The sequence below is a fragment of the Amycolatopsis sp. WAC 01376 genome, from assembly GCF_003947415.1.
Lineage (GTDB): Bacteria > Actinomycetota > Actinomycetes > Mycobacteriales > Pseudonocardiaceae > Amycolatopsis.
Window position 1 is genome coordinate 364,664 of the sequence record NZ_QHKL01000004.1, and the last position, 15,907, is coordinate 380,570.

The following is a 15,907-nucleotide window of genomic DNA, read 5'->3' on the forward strand; positions in this document are numbered from 1 at the left end:
CCACGCGGAGGGTTCCACCCGTGCCCGGGGCGAAACGCGGATCGCGAGAAGGCCGGCTCATCCGGCTGGTGGGGGCCGGCCTTCCGTCTTTTGTGGATCCTCACTCCCGGCCGAGCACGATCGTCGGCTCGAGGTCGAAGGCCGGTTCGTCCAAGGCGTCGGACTCGCCGCGGGGTTCCGGCACGATCAGCCGTTCGACCGGCGACTGAGGATCGACCGTCTTCTCTTCGTAGGCGTGCGTCATGGTTCTCAACTCCGTTTGGGCCATATCCGGCTGGTGGGGGCCGGCAGGAGCCGATTACCCGGTGCTCCGGAGATCAATCATCCGCCGGCGACGGCCGGTAGTTCGGGTTCTCCCAGACGAAGGTGACCTTGTTCCCCGCCGGATCGGCGGCCTCCGTCAGCTTGATGAAGTCGTAGTCCTGGATCGGGCCGCACTCCACGCCCTGGGCGGCGAGGGAGCCGACGGTGTCGTCGATGTCCTCGACGACGATGACCACGGCGCTCTTACCCGCGGCCTCCGGCGCGTGGGCGACCTGGATCCCCGCGTTTCCGGCGATCAGCCATTCCGCGACGCCTTCCATGGGCTCGGCGTCGGGCCGCCGCCCGATCCACCGCTCGTACCACGCGACCGCGGCGGAATGGTCCGAGACCGGCAAGACAGCGTAAACATCCTTGAACTTCGGCACGGGCAGTTGTCCTTTCACCGTGAAATGGTCTCGATTCGCTTTCCCCGGCCAACGGCAACCGCGCCCACGACGACCATGCCCGTCATTCCCGCCAGTTGGAGCACGTCGAGGGCGAACGCCGAGCCGTCGGCCGGTGCGCTCAGCCTGCCACCGAGTCCGGCGTAACTGAAGGAGGCCTCCAGGAAAACCGCGGACATCACCGCACTGAGCAGGATCATCGAACGGCCGGGCACGACCGCGACCAGTATCGGCAGCGCCAGGAACAACGAAGGACCCGGGCGGCTCAGATCGAAGTCCTGCGTGGCGCCGAGCCCGATCTCCACGGCCGCCAGCGCGGCCACGGCGGTGATCACGAGCGGGCGGTGCGGATTCCGGGGACTCAGCGGCGGAATCTGTCGTTCGGTCGCCGTCGCCCGGTTGATCACCAACGTGATCACGCCTGCCAGCGCCGAAATCGCCAGTCCGGCGACCATCACCCAGTTTCCCGCCGCCAGCAGTGTGTTCGGCGAGGAGAGCAGACGGCCGAGCATTTCGCCGGTACCCAGGAATATCCACGCCGTCAGGGCGATCGCGGCCAGTGGCGACCAGAACGCCCGGCGGTCCAGCCACAGGATGACCAGCGCCCCGGCGATGTAACCGAGTCCCGCAGGGACGACCTTCACGAATTCGGGGGCCGCGATCCATTGCAGGATCGTGCCCAGTGCGGCGACGGCCTGGCCGCCGATAGTGGCCCACATCGCGGGCCGCACCACTTTTTCGGTCATATCCGCGAGTCTGGTGACGGGGGATCAGCCGCGCGTCGGGCCCGGAGCGGCTTTCCCGCCTACCGCATTCGACGTAGCTCAGGGATCAGCTCACCGATCAGGCGGATGCTCTTCAGCACTTTTTCGTGCGGGATACCGCCGATCTGCTGCAGGCACATCATCCGGTCGATGCCCAGTTCCGCGTAGGCCCGCAGTTTCTTGCGGCAGGTCTCGGGGCTGCCCACGATCAGCGAGTCCTGGGCGCTCAGCACGGTGAAGATCTCGTCGTCCGGCACGTTTTCGCCTTGCAGGATCCGGGCGATCAGGAGATTCGCCTCGGTCGGGGCGTTCTTCGCCTCGCCGCGCAGGAAGTCGCCGGTGAGGCCGCCGCCGCCGGGCGCGGCGACGATCTCCTCCTGCCGGGCGTTCAGGCGCACGAATTCGCTCGCCGCCTCGAAGAAGTTCAGCGCCGTCACCGTGTACCAGGCCGCGGCCGCGGCGGCGCCGTTGCTCATCGCCTCCTCGTCGGTGTCGGCGCAGTGGACGAAGGTGAAGAACCCGACCTGGTCGTTGACGAAAGCCCCGACCGGATCGGTGCAGCGCTCGGCCGCGTCGCGGTAGAGCTTGATCAGCCGTCCCGCACGCTCCAGCGACTCCCACATCGTCGTGCCGAGGACACCGACGCCACGGCGGCCCGCCTCTTCGAAGGACGCCGGACTCGCCGCCGCCTGCCAGAGCGGCGGATGCGGTTTTTGGAGCGGTTTCGGCGAAATCGACACGTCGTCGACGCGATAAGCGTCGTTTTCGCAGGAAAAGCGTTCGGAAGTCCACATGCGCGGGATCATTTCGAAAGCCTGCCGTGTCTGGGCGCGGGCCTCGTCCGGTTCGATGCCGAACAATCGCCATTCGGGAATCGTCGACCGGGTCAGCCCGAGTTCGACCCGGCCTCCGCTGAGATGGTCGAGCGTCGCGGCGCGTTCGGCGACGCGGATCGGATGGTTGAACCGGCCGGGCGCGAGTACCGCGGAATGGCCGAGCCGGATCCGGGTGGTGCGCTGCGAAAGCGCGGCCAGCATCAGCTCGGGCGCGGACGAAAGGCTGAACTCCCCCGCCCCGTGGTGTTCGACCTGCCACCAGCAGTCGTAGCCCAGTTCGTCGGCGAGGACGGCCTGTTCGATCGCCTGGGAGAACCTGAGCCCTTCGTGCCCCTCCGGCCACGGCCGCGGGTTCTGGATCTCGTTGAACAGATCGATCTTCATCCATGGCCTCCGTCTGCCTCAGCTCACCGAGAGATCAGTCAGCGGGTGCGCGCGCCGCGTTACAGAAGTCGCACGTTCGGCGCAACGCGGCCGGAACGGCGCGGAGCCGACCGAGATCCGTTCGTCACCGATACGGGCAAACGGGTTCGGCCGCGCACAATCAGGTGACGAACACCGAAGGCACACTTTCCCGAATGCCGCGTCCCGTCGCGGATTGTCGCGATTCGGCCAGCACATCGGGGACGGTAAATCGCGCATGATCCACTCACAAGAGTGAGCAGCACCCGGCAATGGCGCGTTCCTTTGCGCCGGAAAGGGGAATTGTGAGCACTACTCAAATGGCGGCATTCGACGACGCGGCCTTGTCGTAACGTCGATTCCCATCCACACCACCACGTACCGAATTCCGCGATCCCATGGAGGTTTTCGTGATCCGACGTCCTCTGCGCACCATGACCGTCCTGATCGGCGCCGCGGCAGCCGTCACCGCGTTCACGTCCCCGGCTTCGGCGGCGACCTCGGTGCTGAGCGAAGCGGCGGGCCCGGCCGCATTGGCCGCCGCGCAACAGAAACTCGGCACCTCGCTCGGCGCCGCCTTCGCCGGCTCCTGGCTGGACACCACGACCGGCGAACTGGTCGTCGGCACCACCGACGCGAGCCGGTCGGCCGGGATCCGCGCCGCGGGCGCGATCCCGAAGGTACTCCGGCACAGCGCCGCCGAACTGAAGAAGATCCAGTCCACATTGGACGACAGAACCCGTGGCGTGCCCGATTCGGTCGCCGGCTGGTACGTCGACGCACCCAAGAACGAGGTCGTGGTCAGCGTCGTGGGCGGCGATCCCACAGGCCGGGCATGGGCCGCGTCCGCCGGCGTGCCGGTGCGGGTGGACCAGGTGAAGAGCGCGCCGAGGCCGTTGTGGAGCGTGATCGGCGGGCAGGGTCTCTACTTCAGCGGTGGTGCCTGCTCGGTCGGATTCAACGCCTACGACGACGATGACCATTACGTGATCACCGCGGGCCACTGCACCGAACTCGGTGGCACCGTACGCGGTGTCGACGGCACGATCGGCAGGGTCGAGCGGTCGTCCTTCCCCGGCAACGATTACGGCACGGTCAAGGTGACCCACTCCGACGTCTCGACACCGCCCCGGGTCGACCGCTATGAAGACGGATCCGACGTGCGGATCGAGGGTGCCGACGTGGTCGGCGTGGGCGGCAGGGTCTGCCGGTCCGGGATCACCACCCACTGGCACTGCGGACGGGTCGAAGCGCTGGACCAGACGGTGAACTACGGCGACGGGAACATCGTGCGAGGTCTCACCCAGACCAACGCCTGCGCCGAACCCGGCGACTCCGGCGGCTCGTTCGTCAGCCGTCCGTCCTCGGGTTCCGGCACGAAACTGGTGCAGGCCCAGGGCATGACCTCTGGCGGTTCCGGGAACTGCGACGTGGGCGGCACCACGTTCTTCCAGCCCGTCAAGGAGGTGCTCAACCGCTACGACCTGACGCTCGAAAAGGACTGATCAGCCAAGGGAAGGGGCGGCCGGCTCACCGGCCGCCCCTTTGACCTGTTCGGCGAGTTCACTCACCTCGACGACCAGCGCCTCGATCTCGGCCCAGCGGCGGCGGACCCGCTCGTGATCGGCGACCAGCGTGCCGGAAACCATGCCCAGGAACAGATTCGCGTCCGTCCCGACTTCCGCGAGCCGCAGGAAAGGCCGCCGGTCGTCCTCGGTTCCCGCCCCGTGCGCCGCCGCCCATTCACGGGCACGCATCCCGGCTTCGTGGCAGGCGTCGACGAGGAGGGTCCGGATCTCCTCCGGCCGGTTCCCCGGCCTCGCGGGAGGTTTCCCCATCAGCGGGAAGATGTTCCAAGCCACCGAGAGCAGGCAGTCGGCTACCTCGTCCATCGACTCCACGTCCACCGGGCGAGTGTTCCGGCCCGCGCGTCCTGCCAGGCGCAATGACTCGCGGGAACGGCAGGGTCGACCCGATCGGGTGGGACTCACAGGCCGGGCTTCTTGGCCTGCCAGTACATGAAGGACCCCTTCCTGTACCTAGGCGCAAGGAAGGAGTCCTTCATGTACTGGGGAAGGGGGCCTTCACGCGCCGCCGGTGTGACTGCTGATGCAGGTGAGGCGACCGTGGCGGTTGCCCGGTCCGTGAAGGCCTCTTTGCCTACTCTGAGGGTAGTGAAGGAGGCTTTCGCTACCGTCGGATGTGGTCCCTGGTGACAGTGGGACGGTTGTGGCCTCGGTGGCTGGTCGTGAGGTACATGAAGGGGGCCTTCATGTACCTCCGCAAGGCGAGGGCGGTGTCGCGTCACCCAGCCCGCCGTCTCGCCCGAGACGACACGTTTGCTTACCCCTCAATAGCCGTCCTTGCCACTCACGAGGCTTGGTTCGGCCAGGTCGTCGAGTTCGCGCACGTCGGCCATCCGCAGGCCGGCGATCAGTCCCGACAGTCCTTGGTGGCCTTGAGGCCGGATCGCGAGAATGCCGCTGACGAAGAACAGCAGGTTCGCGAGCGGCTCGAATCCGCTGTTGACCGCCGAAGCCAGGGTGAGCAGCGTGAAGTAGCCGCCGGAACCGGCGAGGAATCGCACCGCCATCCGCCACAGCGCGGGCTTCCCGCCGTCCGGCCCGGCGGGGCGCAGCAACACGACTCGCTGGCCGAAGCTGGCGCCGTTGCCCGCGACGGGGATGACGAACAGCAGGAGCACCGCGGGCAACAGGGTGCCGATCAGTGCCGTGACCACCGTGTCCGGCTCGCCCGCCAGCAGGGTCGTGACGATCCCGGCGGTGGTGCCGAGCAGGATGACCGACACGACGTCGACCGCCATCCCGAGCAGACGGCGGCGCGCGGTGACCGGTCGCGGTGTGCCCGGGGGTGCGGACGGCTCGTTCCCCGGCAGCAGCCGCAGCAACGGGGCCAGCCCGAACCCGACGGCGGCGCCGAGGGTATTGGTCAGCAGATCGTCGACGTCGGCGAGCCGGTACGGGCATTCGAACAGGAACCAGACCCCGGTGAGCTGGGTGCATTCGATGAACAGCGAGACCGCGAACCCGATGGCGACGGTGGCCGCGAAACCGCGCCGGAACAGGTGTCGCACGAACATCCCCAGCGGCACGAACAAGGCGACGTTGAACACCGCCTGCTGCACGGCGGGATTGCGCAGGAACGCCCGGACGCCGGTCCCGGTCTGTTCGCGGCGGATGTCGGCGACGAACTGGAACGGGCGCAGTTGCAGATGACCGGCCGCGTGTTCGGCGCACCACGCCGTCGTCGTCTCCGGGATGGGGAGCAACGTGTACGTCCACAGGGACATGGCGTAGACCAGGAACCCGAACACCAGCAGGACCCGCCAGAGCCCGAGTTCGCCGCGGCGCCGATAGCTCGCGGCGATGTACGGGACGGCCAGGAGGCCCGCGAGCACGAAACCCGCGAACACCGCGATGACCGCGGAGATGGTCGGATCAGTCACTCGCGGAAGCTAACAACGCACGCTCCGGCGCACCCGTCACGCCACCTGGGCGGGTGACGGCGAGGGCTCGCTGATGCGCGAGCGCGGCGATGGCGAACGTCAGGTGGACGACGACCCAGTTGCGGTCTTCGCGGTGCACCCGCTGCAACAGGTCGAGGGTGGCGTCGCCCGGTGTGCGCCCCTGGCGGCAGGCGTCGGTGAACGCCTGGGTCAGATCGTCGACGTTCCTCCGGAACTCCCCGAAGGCATCGGCGGGTTGGGCGTTGGTGCAGAAATCCACGGTCACGTCACTCAGCGTTCCATAGCGCGACGCAAAGTCACGAATTGGCCGAGTGCGAATCACTCACGTGAGGTAGTCGACGGGCGAATCTGTGCTCTGCGTCACGCCGAAGCGAGTCCGGCGGGCACGCGGCGTTCCCGTTCGGCCGCCTTCGCCCGGCGGGTGACCGGGAAGCGCTGGTCGAGTTCCACCAGCAGCGGGGTCGCCGCCATCAGTCCCAGAAGAGCGAGCCCGGCGTAAGCGCCCATGGTCGCGATGATCGTCATTTCGGCCTCCTCGATCCCCGTACCGCCCGTTCCGGCGGCCTGGAACCAGGATCGCCTGCCGACAGAGGGCGGCGGATCGGTCATCCGGCGGGTGCGCCTCGACCGGTCGGCCTTTTCGGCACTGTCCGATCGGCCGATCCGGGACGGCGGTGCAGCAGGTCGAACCGAGACCACATCGCCTCGGCCGCCTCGATGGATTCCCCGGTGCGGACGGGATCGACGGCGGCCAGCTGCGCGACGATGGCCTGCACCAGGCTCATCCCGGCGGTCAGCGACGGGAAGAAGGTCACGCCCTCGGCAGGCACCATCAGCACCTGTTCGACAGCACCCGCCAGCGCGGGGCTGGCCGCGTCGGTGATCGCGAAGGCGCGCGCTCCCCTGGCCTTGGCCTCGTTCGCGGCGAGCACGGTGCTCTCGTAGAGCCGCCAGAAGCTGATCGCGATGAGGACGTCTTCGGAGGAGAGTTTCGCCGTGGCGTTGGCGAGTTCGGCGTCGCCCGCGGTGATCGCGTGGACGTCGTAGCCAGCGAGCCGGGCGTTGTGCGCGAAGGCGATCCCGACCGCCGCGTAACTGCCGTCGGCGATGACGACCGTGCGGCGTGCGGCGGCGACGGCCTGTGCGACGTTGCGGATCTCGTCCTCGGCGAACCGCCGGTTGAGCAGAGCGAGGCTGTCGAGGTCGCGGCGCAGCGACGCCGATCCCGGCGAGTCGACGTCCCGGTGTTCCTCGGCGACCTGTGGCGCGCTCAGCGACGACATGTACCGCGCCCGCAATTCCTGTTGCAGCGCCGGCCAGCCGGCGAAACCCAGCGCCTGCGCCGTGCGGGTGACGGTGGCGACGTTGACCCCGGCGAGCTGGGCGAGCTCGGCCGTCGAGCCGAACGACGCCCGGCGCGGTTGCGAGACCAGCACTTCCAGCACGGCGGCCGCCTTCGGCCGCAGGCCGCGTTCCGGCGTCCGATCCCGAAGCCACGCCTCGAAACCGTCGTCGGTTCCCGTCTCTGTCACGCACGCCCTCCCTCGACCGCGTCACGGTAACGCATCGTGCCCGCCGAACCACTTGCAACAACCATTGCAGTTTTGACGAAACGCAGTATACGTTGTCCGCACTCTCGTCTCCCCTAGTCGCCCGAACCACGGAAGGCGTTCCCCATGACGCTTCTGGCACGACTCGACCGGCTCCCGTTGAGCCGTCCCCACTACCTACTCCTGCTCATCGGCGGGCTCGGTTACACCTTCGACGGCATGGACTCCGCCGTGGTCGCCTTCCTCCTGCCGAGCGCGAAAGCCGAGTGGGGCCTCGACAACGGGCAACTCGGGCTGATCGGGTCGGCGACGCCGTTCGGCTTCCTCTTCGGCGCGATCGCCGCCGGCCTGCTGGGCGACCGCATCGGCCGCAAAAAGGTCATGATGTACGCGCTGGCCTTCTACGCGGTGTTCTCGGTGTTCGCCGCCTTCTCCCCCAACTATGAGGTCTTCCTGGGCGCCCGGGTGCTGGCCGGGGCGGGCGCCGGCGCCGAAAGCGCGATCATCGCGCCGTTCCTGTCGGAATTCGTCCCCGCCAAGCGGCGCGGCTGGTTCGTCGGCGCGCTCGCCGGGTTCTTCTCGTTCGGGTTCGTCATGGCCGCGCTGATCGGCCGGTTCGTCGTCCCGACGGTGCCTGAGGGCTGGCGGGTCGCGCAGCTGATCACCGCGCTGCCGATCGTCATGCTGCTGTGGTGGCGCCGGTCCCTGCCGGAATCACCGAGGTTCCTCCTCGCGAACGGGCGGCACGCCGAGGCGGAGAAGATCGTCGCGAAACTGGAGCGGGACGTCGAAAAGGCGACGGGACAAGAACTTCCGGCCGTGCCGGAGACCGAAGCCCAGCCCGCGACGGAAACCCCCAAGGTCAATCTCCTCAGCGCGCTGAAGTTCCTGTGGAGCCCGGCGATGGCCCGCCGCACCGCGGTGATCTGGACCGTGTGGTTCGTGATCACGTTCTCCTACTACGGCTTCTTCTCCTGGATCCCGACACTGCTCGTCGAGCGCGGGATCACGGTGACCAAGAGCTTCGAGTTCTCCATCATCATCTACCTGGCGCAGATCCCCGGGTACTTCTCCGCCGCGTGGCTGTCGGAACGGCTCGACCGCAAGCACACCATCGCGTTGTACCTCGCGGGTTCGGCGGTGAGCGCCTTCTGGCTGAGCCAGATGGACGCGCCGTGGTCGATCACCCTGGCCGGGGCGGTGCTGTCGTTCTTCCTCAACGGCACCTACGCCGGCGTGTACTCCTACACCCCCGAGGTGTTCCCGACCTGGATCCGCGCCAGCGGCACCGGCCTGTCCAGCGCCTTCGGCCGGGTCGGCAGCATCCTGGCCCCGACGATCATCGGCCTGTCCGCCGCGAGCCTCGGGTTCGCGGGCGTCTTCGGCCTGACCACCGCCGTCCTGGTGGCCGGGGTGGTGGTCGTGGTCGTGTTCGGCCTGTCCACCGCCGGCCGTTCCCTGGAAGAACTGACCGAACACGGCGCGCCCGTGAAAACCGCGAAGGAGATGACGAAGTGACGGTGTCACTGTCCACTGTGGAGGACAAGACCCGGGCCTCGATCGGCGTACGGCTGTTCACCGTGCTGGCCTGGGTGCCCGAACGGCGGGCGCTGCGGCGTGTGCACAGCAGTCATCCGGACGAGTACCCGGTGGGCGGCGAGAAGACCGTCGAGGTGGCCGCGGGCTGGCTGGAGCGGTGCATCACCGGTCAGGAGCCCTACTTCGGACCGGACAGCGCGGCCGTGCGGGAGATCTTCGCCGACCACGAACTCATCGACCGGCTCGGCTGCGGCGCGGTGATCAACGTGCCGGTGGTGGCCGACGGCCGCACCCTCGGCGTCCTCAACATCCTCGACGCCGAAGGCAGCTACGACGAGGATTCCGTCACGATGGCCCGTTCCCTGGCACCGTTGGCGGCCCCGGCCCTGCGCGAACTCCTGGAGGAGACCCGATGACCGGATCGCTGCTGCTGCGCAACGCCCGCCTGCTCGACCCGGTCAAGGGCGAGTACACCGAGGGCGACCTCCGGTGCGCCGACGGCCGGATCGCCGAGATCGGCACGGGTCTCAGCGCCGGTGACGCGCGGACCGAGGATCTGCGCGGCGCGTTCGTGCTGCCCGGTCTCGTCGACGCCCACGTGCACGTCACCGCCTCGACCGCGGACCTGGGGTCGCTGCCCGCCTCGTCGCCGTCCTATGTGGCCGCGCACAGCGCCCGCACGATGAGCCGGATGCTGGACCGGGGCTTCACCACCGTCCGTGACGCCTCCGGCGCCGACTACGGCCTCGCCGACGCGCAGGCCGAGGGCCTGTTCCGCGGTCCGCGCCTGCTGTTCTGCGGACGCGCGCTGAGCCAGACCGGCGGGCACGGCGACAGCCGGACCCGGGGCGCCAACGCCAGCGACGACCATCCGTGCTGCGCCGGTCTCGGCCGGGTCGCCGACGGCGTCGACGCGGTCCGCGCGGCCGCGCGCGACGAACTGCGCAAGGGGGCGCACCACATCAAGGTGATGGCCTCCGGCGGCGTCGCCTCCCCCACCGACCGGATCGACTCGACGCAGTACTCCGCCGAAGAACTGCGCGCGATCGTCGAGGAGGCGGAGGCGGCCAACCGGTACGTCGCCGCGCACGCCTACACCGCCCGCGCGGTGAACCGCGCGCTGGAACTGGGTGTGCGGTCGATCGAGCACGGCAACCTGATCGACGACCTCAGTGTCGAACTGTTCCTCCGGCACGACGCGTACCTCGTGCCGACCCTGGTCACGTACTGGGCGTTGAAGGAGGAAGGTCGCGAGCACGGGCTGCCGGAATCCAGCTGGCGCAAGGTCGACGAGGTCCTCGGCGCGGGTATGGCCGCACTCGAGCGGGCGGCCAGGGGCGGGGTGAAACTGGTGTACGGCAGCGATCTGCTCGGCGGGATGCACCGGCACCAGAATCACGAGTTCCGGTTGCGCGCCGAAGTCCAGTCCACGCTGGAGGTGATCCGCTCCGCGACGTCGACCGCGGCGGATCTGCTGAACCTGACCGGCGAGATCGGCACGCTGGCCCCCGGCGCGCACGCGGATCTGCTGGTCGTGGACCGGGATCCGCTGGAGGACATCGGCGTCCTGGCCGAGCCGGAGAAGTTCCGGCACATCGTGCAGGGCGGGACCGTGGTCTCCCCCTGATGCGTTTCGTCCTCTGCTTGCGATGTCCTTCCGTCGCAAGCAGAGGACGAAACGCGGGTCAGGAGAAGCGCTGCGGGACGTCTCACGGGTTGTCGTCCGGCAGCGGTTCCGGCAGCCGGCCTGGGTGCGCCCAATGTGGCATTGGGGACGGTGAGCGTCCCCAATGCCACATTGGGCGCGCGGTTTCCTTGCCTCTCGCGTAGCCGCGGGTTACAGCACGAAGCCGGCGGGGAACGGGTCGTCCGGGTCGAGCAGGTAGGTGGCGTTGCCGGTGATCCACGCACGCCCGGAGAACTCCGGCACCACGGCGGGCACGCCGCCGACGGTGGTCTCGGCGACCAGTTCGCCGGTGAACGTGGTGCCGATGAACGAGCTGTTCTCGAACGGCGTGTGCAGCGGCAGTTCGCCGCGGGCGTGGAGCTGCGCCATCCGGGCCGAAGTGCCGGTGCCGCAGGGCGACCGGTCGAACCAGCCGGGATGGATCGCCATCGCGTTCCGCGAAGCCCGGGCATCCGACCCCGGAGCGAGGAACTGGACGTGTTTGCAGCCGCCGATCAGCGGGTCGGCCGGATGTTTCGGCGGACGCTGCTCGTTGATCGCCGCCATGATGTCCAGCCCCGCGGCCAGAATGCGATCCTTCTCCGCCCTGGCGAACGGGATGTCCACTTGGGACAGTTCGAGGATGGCGTAGAAGTTGCCGCCGTAGGCAAGGTCGTAACGTACCTCGCCGAGCCCCGGCACCTCGACGACCGCGTCACGTTCGGCGAGGAACGACGCGACATTGCGGAGCTTGACGCGTACGGCGCGGCCGTCCCGGACCTCGACCTCGGCGTGCACGAGCCCGGCCGGGGTGTCCAGGCGTACCACGGTCTTCGGTTCGGTCACCTCGACCATGCCGGTCTCCACCAGCACGGTCGCCACGCCGATCGTGCCGTGCCCGCACATCGGCAGGCAGCCGGACACCTCGATGTACACCACGCCCCAGTCGGCGTCCGGCCTCGACGGCGGTTGCAGGACCGCGCCGCTCATCGCCGAATGGCCGCGCGGCTCGTTCATCAGGAACTGCCGCACGTGGTCCAGATGCGCCATGAAGTACCGGCGGCGTTCGGCCATGGTGTCGCCGGGGATGACGCCGATCCCGCCGGTCACCACCCGGGTCGGCATGCCCTCGGTATGCGAGTCGACGGCGGTGATCGACCGGATCGACCGCACTACGCCACCCCCAGCGAGGCGAGCGCGCGGCGCATGTCGGCGGTGACCTGCTCGCGGTGCTCGTCGGTCAGCGCGCCCCGGGGCGGACGGCACGGACCACCGTAGCGGCCGACGAGGTCCATCCCGAGCTTGATCGCCTGGACGAACTCGGTGCGCGAGTCCCAGCGGAACGCGGCCACCAGCGGTTCGTAGAGCGCCCTGGCCTCCTCGAGTTTGCCGGACCGCGCCAGGTCGAACAGCCGCACCGACTCGACGGGGAACACGTTGGGGAACCCGGCGAACCAGCCGGTCGCGCCCATCAGCAGGCTTTCCAGCACGACGTCGTCGGCACCGCTGATCACGTCAAGGCCCGGTGCCTGCTCGCGGATCTCCAGCACCCGCCGGACGTCACCGGAGAACTCCTTGACCGCGACCACGTTGTCGATCTGCGCGATCTCGGCCAGCAGGGCGGGAGTGAGGTCGACCTTGGTGTCGATGGGGTTGTTGTAGACCATCACCGGCAGCCCGACCGACGCCACCGCCTCGAAATGCGCGAGCACCTCGCCGCGGTTCGCGCGGTACATCGTGGGCGGCAGGCACAGCAGGCCGTCGGCGCCGTCCTCGGCCGCCACCTCGGCCCAGTGCTTGGCCTGATGCGAACCGGGGCCGTGCACGCCGACGACGACGATCCCGTCGTCGCCGACGGTTTCGATCGCGGTGCGGGCGACGCGACGGCGCTCCTCGTCGGTCAGCGAGGAGTACTCGCCGAGGGAGCCGTTCGGGCCGACGCCCCGGCAGCCGTTGTCGACCAGCCATCGGCAGTGCGCGGCGTAGGCGTCGTAGTCCACGGCCAGCCCGGCCGGCGCCGACTCGTCCGCCCGGTACGGGAGAGCGGTCGCGACGACGACGCCACCGAGGTCGGGGGTGCTCATTCAGGTTCTCCTTCGGTTCGGGCGGCCAGCTCGCCCAGCCGGATCGGCTGGGCGATCGGGCGGTGGTGCCGTTCGGTGCCACCGCAGAGTTCGGACACGGTCGGACCGCAGATGCGGCCCTGGCACGGGCCGAGACCGGCCCGGGTGCCGAGTTTCAGTGCGTGCGGTCCGGGACAGGCCGCGTCCCCCGCCGCACGCGTCAGTTCGCCGTACGTGGTTTCCTCGCAACGGCAGACGATCGTGTCCTCGCGCAGCCAGCTTCGCCAGGCCGTGCCGATCGGATGGGCCGTGGCGAGGCGTTCGGCGAAGGTGCGGGCCCGGTCGCGCGCGCGGATCAACCCCGGCGGCGGCTCACCTCCGGCGGCGGCGCATCCCGCCACCGCACCCTCGGCGGCCGCGGTGACCGCGCCGCCGATGCCGGTGATCTCGCCCGCGGCGAAGACACCGTCCACAGTGGTCTGTTGCGCGCCGTCGACCCGGACGAAACCGCCGTCCAGGACGCAGCCCGCGGCGACGGCCAGTTCCGGCTGCGGCGTGAAGCCGTGCCCGACGCAGACCGCGTCGACCTCGTACGTCCGCTCGGTGCCGGGGACGATCGACCAGTCCGCGCGGACCTTCGCGGTCACGACCTCGCGGACGCGATCGGCCCCGCGAGCCTCGATCACGGCCCGGCCCGGCAGGTACGGGACCCGATGACGCGCCAGCGTCGCGGCGTACCGTGCCAGTTCGCCCGCTTTCCCGGCGTGGGCTGCAAGGCGCCATGGGCGGGACGACCATCCTTTCCGGACGGTCGTGAACGGGTTCGCTTCCAGCACCGCGACCACTTCGGCGCCGACGCCCAGCAACGATTCCGCGACCGGCAACAGGAACGGCCCGGCCCCGGCGACGAGGACCCGTTCACCGATCGCGACCCGCTCGCCCTTCGCCAGCGCCTGTGCCGCGCCCGCGGTGTACACGCCGGGCAGTTCCCAGCCGGGGAACGGCAGGGTGCGGTCGTGCGCGCCGGTCGCCAGGATCAGCGCGTCCGGGACGAGGGACAGCCGCCGCCGTCCACCGCCGTCGGCTTGTCCCCGCACGACGTGCACCCGCTTCTCCACCCGGTCGAACGCCCAGACCGTGGACTCGGGCAGCCACTGGCACCGCGGATGCGCGAGCACCCGCCGGCGGCGGTCGAACTCGGCCCGGCCGTGCTGGATCCGGTCCGGACGCCGCGCCGCGTAAGCCTCGGGCAGCATCCGGTGGTACTGGCCGCCGGGAGTGTCCGCCTGGTCCAGCACCGTGACGCGGGCACCGGCCCGCAGCGCGTGCTCGGCCGCCGCGAGCCCGGCGGTGCCGGCGCCGACGATCACCACGTTCACGCGGTCTCCTCCCGGGACTGGGTGCGGATTTCGTCGCCGTCGGCGGCAGGGCGGCGGCACGCGCGGACGTCGGGCACATCGTTGACGGTGAGAAGGCAGTCGAAGCACGCGCCGATCCCGCAGAAGACCCCGCGTGGCGCACCGGACCGTGTGGTCCGCCAAGAAGTCCGGCCGGCGGCGAGCAGGATTCCCGCCACGCTCTGCCCGGCGATCCCGGTGAGGGTCTCGCCGTCGACGGTGATCCGGATCGGGCGGTCGGTGCGGCCCACCGGATCGCGATCGCGCGGCAGCAGCCATCCGCTCATGCGGCCACCTCCGCCAGTACCGCCGGACGGTCCACAGTGAACTCTTCGACGCCCATCGCGGGCTCCGTCCCGGTGAGCAGTTCGCGCAGCAACCGCGCGGTGCCGACGCTCAACCCGATACCGGCGCCCTCGTGCCCGGTGGCGTGCCAGAGGTTCTCCAGCCGCGGATCCTCGCCGAGCACCGGCAGATGGTCGTCCACGTGGGGCCGGAAACCGCCATACGCGCGCATGATGGCGACGTCGGCGAGTGCCGGGAACAGCCGCAGCGCCTTGACCGCGATGGCGCTCAGCACGTCCGGGCGGATCGCGTCGTCGAAATCCACCCGGCGGCGTGACGAGCCGATCAGCACGGTGCCACCCCAGGTCGACTCGACGACGGCGGAGGTCTGCAACTCGCCCGAATCGGCACCGACCGCGCCGACGTAATCGGCGTCGTAGACCTTGTGCCGGACGACACCGGGCATCGGGGTGGTCACCAGCACCTCGCCGCGGCGAGGGCGGACCGCGATCGGGGCGCCGAGGCGCGCCGACACCTGACCGGCCCACGGGCCCGCGGCGTTCACGACGATGTCGGCCTCGATGACCTCGCCTGGCACGCGGACGCCGGTGATCCGTCCGTTGTGGACGGACGCGCCCAGCACCTCGGTGTCGGACCGCAGCCGGGCACCGTGTCGCAGTGCCGAGCCCAGCAGCGCGAGCGCCGCACCGGCGGGCTGGACCTGAGCGTCTTCCGGGTAGCGGAACGCGGCGGTCACCTCACGGGTCAGCGCGGGTTCCGCTTCAGCAAGTTCTTTGGGAGACAACGGTTCCGCGCGGACACCGAGTTGCGACGCGGCGAACGCGGCGAGAGCGCGGGCGCCGTCGTCCGTGGTGGCGACCACGATGCCGCCCTTGGGGTCGTACTCGATCTCCGAAGCGGCACGGGCGTCCTCGTCGGCGATCTCGGCGACCAGCCGGGGCCACAGCGCGATCGAAAGCTTCGCGAGTTCGAGTTCGGCGCCGGGTCCCTTGTCCGAGACGAGGATGTTGCCCTCGCCGTGCGACGTGGTGCCCCCAGCGGGACGGCCGCGATCCACGACCACGACGTCGAAGCCCGCCCGGCTCAGCTCACGGGCACACGCGGCGCCGACGATGCCGTCGCCGAGCACGACCACGCGCGTTCGGTTCATCGACCCTCCAGCGTTCGGTAAAGCGAACGATCGGAGGGTA

Annotated in this window: 18 protein-coding genes; 4 read left to right on the forward strand and 14 right to left on the reverse strand. The window is 69.7% G+C overall.

The window, feature by feature from the left end:
* Positions 1-100 precede the first annotated feature (100 nt).
* The 4 genes from DMH03_RS42110 to DMH03_RS24360 form a co-directional block, all read right to left on the reverse strand.
* On the reverse strand, positions 101-244 hold the full coding sequence (locus DMH03_RS42110) for a hypothetical protein (RefSeq protein ID WP_158633114.1): 144 nt from the start codon (positions 242-244) through the stop codon (positions 101-103).
* A 73-nt stretch (positions 245-317) separates the two neighbouring features.
* Entirely contained in the window at positions 318-659 is a 342-nt protein-coding gene (locus tag DMH03_RS24350) for a VOC family protein (RefSeq protein ID WP_233611615.1), read from the reverse strand.
* Positions 660-703: 44 nt separating this feature from the next.
* Complete coding sequence (locus DMH03_RS24355; protein WP_125794313.1) at positions 704-1,453, reverse strand: hypothetical protein; 750 nt, start codon at positions 1,451-1,453, stop codon at positions 704-706.
* A gap of 59 nt (positions 1,454-1,512) precedes the next feature.
* Positions 1,513-2,691 carry an LLM class flavin-dependent oxidoreductase gene (locus DMH03_RS24360; RefSeq protein WP_125794314.1) on the reverse strand — a complete coding sequence of 393 codons (1,179 nt, stop codon included), beginning with the start codon at positions 2,689-2,691 and terminating at the stop codon, positions 1,513-1,515.
* 428 nt (positions 2,692-3,119) lie between these two features.
* Between DMH03_RS24360 and DMH03_RS24365 the strand changes: the two genes are divergently transcribed.
* A complete protein-coding gene (locus tag DMH03_RS24365) occupies positions 3,120-4,214 on the forward strand; it encodes a S1 family peptidase (RefSeq protein WP_125794315.1) in 1,095 nt (364 codons plus the stop codon).
* On the opposite strand, the gene DMH03_RS24370 is transcribed toward DMH03_RS24365, so the two are convergent.
* The 5 genes from DMH03_RS24370 to DMH03_RS24390 form a co-directional block, all read right to left on the reverse strand.
* Positions 4,215-4,601 (reverse strand): hypothetical protein, encoded by a 387-nt coding sequence (locus DMH03_RS24370; RefSeq protein ID WP_233611616.1) that lies wholly within the window; start codon positions 4,599-4,601, stop codon positions 4,215-4,217.
* A 458-nt stretch (positions 4,602-5,059) separates the two neighbouring features.
* Positions 5,060-6,175, reverse strand: a complete 1,116-nt coding sequence (locus DMH03_RS24375; RefSeq protein WP_125794316.1) for a VanZ family protein — start codon at positions 6,173-6,175, stop codon at positions 5,060-5,062.
* Entirely contained in the window at positions 6,168-6,461 is a 294-nt protein-coding gene (locus DMH03_RS24380) for a hypothetical protein (protein WP_125794317.1), read from the reverse strand. Before DMH03_RS24380 ends, DMH03_RS24375 begins: the two co-directional genes overlap by 8 nt.
* 95 nt (positions 6,462-6,556) lie before the next feature.
* Positions 6,557-6,805 carry a hypothetical protein gene (locus DMH03_RS24385; RefSeq protein WP_125794318.1) on the reverse strand — a complete coding sequence of 83 codons (249 nt, stop codon included), beginning with the start codon at positions 6,803-6,805 and terminating at the stop codon, positions 6,557-6,559.
* Positions 6,802-7,728, reverse strand: coding sequence for a MurR/RpiR family transcriptional regulator (locus DMH03_RS24390; RefSeq protein ID WP_125794319.1), 927 nt, complete (start codon positions 7,726-7,728; stop codon positions 6,802-6,804). Before DMH03_RS24390 ends, DMH03_RS24385 begins: the two co-directional genes overlap by 4 nt.
* A 144-nt stretch (positions 7,729-7,872) precedes the next feature.
* On the opposite strand from DMH03_RS24390, the gene DMH03_RS24395 reads away from it, so the two are divergent.
* The 3 genes from DMH03_RS24395 to DMH03_RS24405 are packed head-to-tail and all read left to right on the forward strand — an operon-like array spanning position 7,873 to position 10,912.
* Complete coding sequence (locus tag DMH03_RS24395; RefSeq protein WP_125794320.1) at positions 7,873-9,264, forward strand: MFS transporter; 1,392 nt, start codon at positions 7,873-7,875, stop codon at positions 9,262-9,264.
* Positions 9,261-9,701 carry a GAF domain-containing protein gene (locus DMH03_RS24400; RefSeq protein WP_125794321.1) on the forward strand — a complete coding sequence of 147 codons (441 nt, stop codon included), beginning with the start codon at positions 9,261-9,263 and terminating at the stop codon, positions 9,699-9,701. Before DMH03_RS24395 ends, DMH03_RS24400 begins: the two co-directional genes overlap by 4 nt.
* Positions 9,698-10,912 (forward strand): amidohydrolase family protein, encoded by a 1,215-nt coding sequence (locus DMH03_RS24405; protein ID WP_125794322.1) that lies wholly within the window; start codon positions 9,698-9,700, stop codon positions 10,910-10,912. The genes DMH03_RS24400 and DMH03_RS24405 overlap by 4 nt, the downstream gene beginning before the upstream one ends.
* Positions 10,913-11,122: 210 nt before the next feature.
* Here DMH03_RS24405 and DMH03_RS24410 read toward each other — a convergent pair whose 3' ends face one another.
* The 5 genes from DMH03_RS24410 to DMH03_RS24430 are packed head-to-tail and all read right to left on the reverse strand — an operon-like array spanning position 11,123 to position 15,867.
* Positions 11,123-12,124 carry a proline racemase family protein gene (locus DMH03_RS24410; RefSeq protein ID WP_125794323.1) on the reverse strand — a complete coding sequence of 334 codons (1,002 nt, stop codon included), beginning with the start codon at positions 12,122-12,124 and terminating at the stop codon, positions 11,123-11,125.
* A complete protein-coding gene (locus DMH03_RS24415; protein WP_125794324.1) occupies positions 12,124-13,035 on the reverse strand; it encodes a dihydrodipicolinate synthase family protein in 912 nt (303 codons plus the stop codon). Before DMH03_RS24415 ends, DMH03_RS24410 begins: the two co-directional genes overlap by 1 nt.
* The gene (locus DMH03_RS24420; RefSeq protein ID WP_233611617.1) at positions 13,032-14,393 is read right to left on the reverse strand and encodes an NAD(P)/FAD-dependent oxidoreductase; all 1,362 of its coding nucleotides are present in this window, start codon (positions 14,391-14,393) and stop codon (positions 13,032-13,034) included. The genes DMH03_RS24415 and DMH03_RS24420 overlap by 4 nt, the downstream gene beginning before the upstream one ends.
* The gene (locus tag DMH03_RS24425; protein ID WP_125794326.1) at positions 14,390-14,698 is read right to left on the reverse strand and encodes a (2Fe-2S)-binding protein; all 309 of its coding nucleotides are present in this window, start codon (positions 14,696-14,698) and stop codon (positions 14,390-14,392) included. Before DMH03_RS24425 ends, DMH03_RS24420 begins: the two co-directional genes overlap by 4 nt.
* Positions 14,695-15,867, reverse strand: coding sequence for an FAD-binding oxidoreductase (locus DMH03_RS24430; protein ID WP_125794327.1), 1,173 nt, complete (start codon positions 15,865-15,867; stop codon positions 14,695-14,697). The genes DMH03_RS24425 and DMH03_RS24430 overlap by 4 nt, the downstream gene beginning before the upstream one ends.
* Positions 15,868-15,907 lie beyond the last annotated feature (40 nt).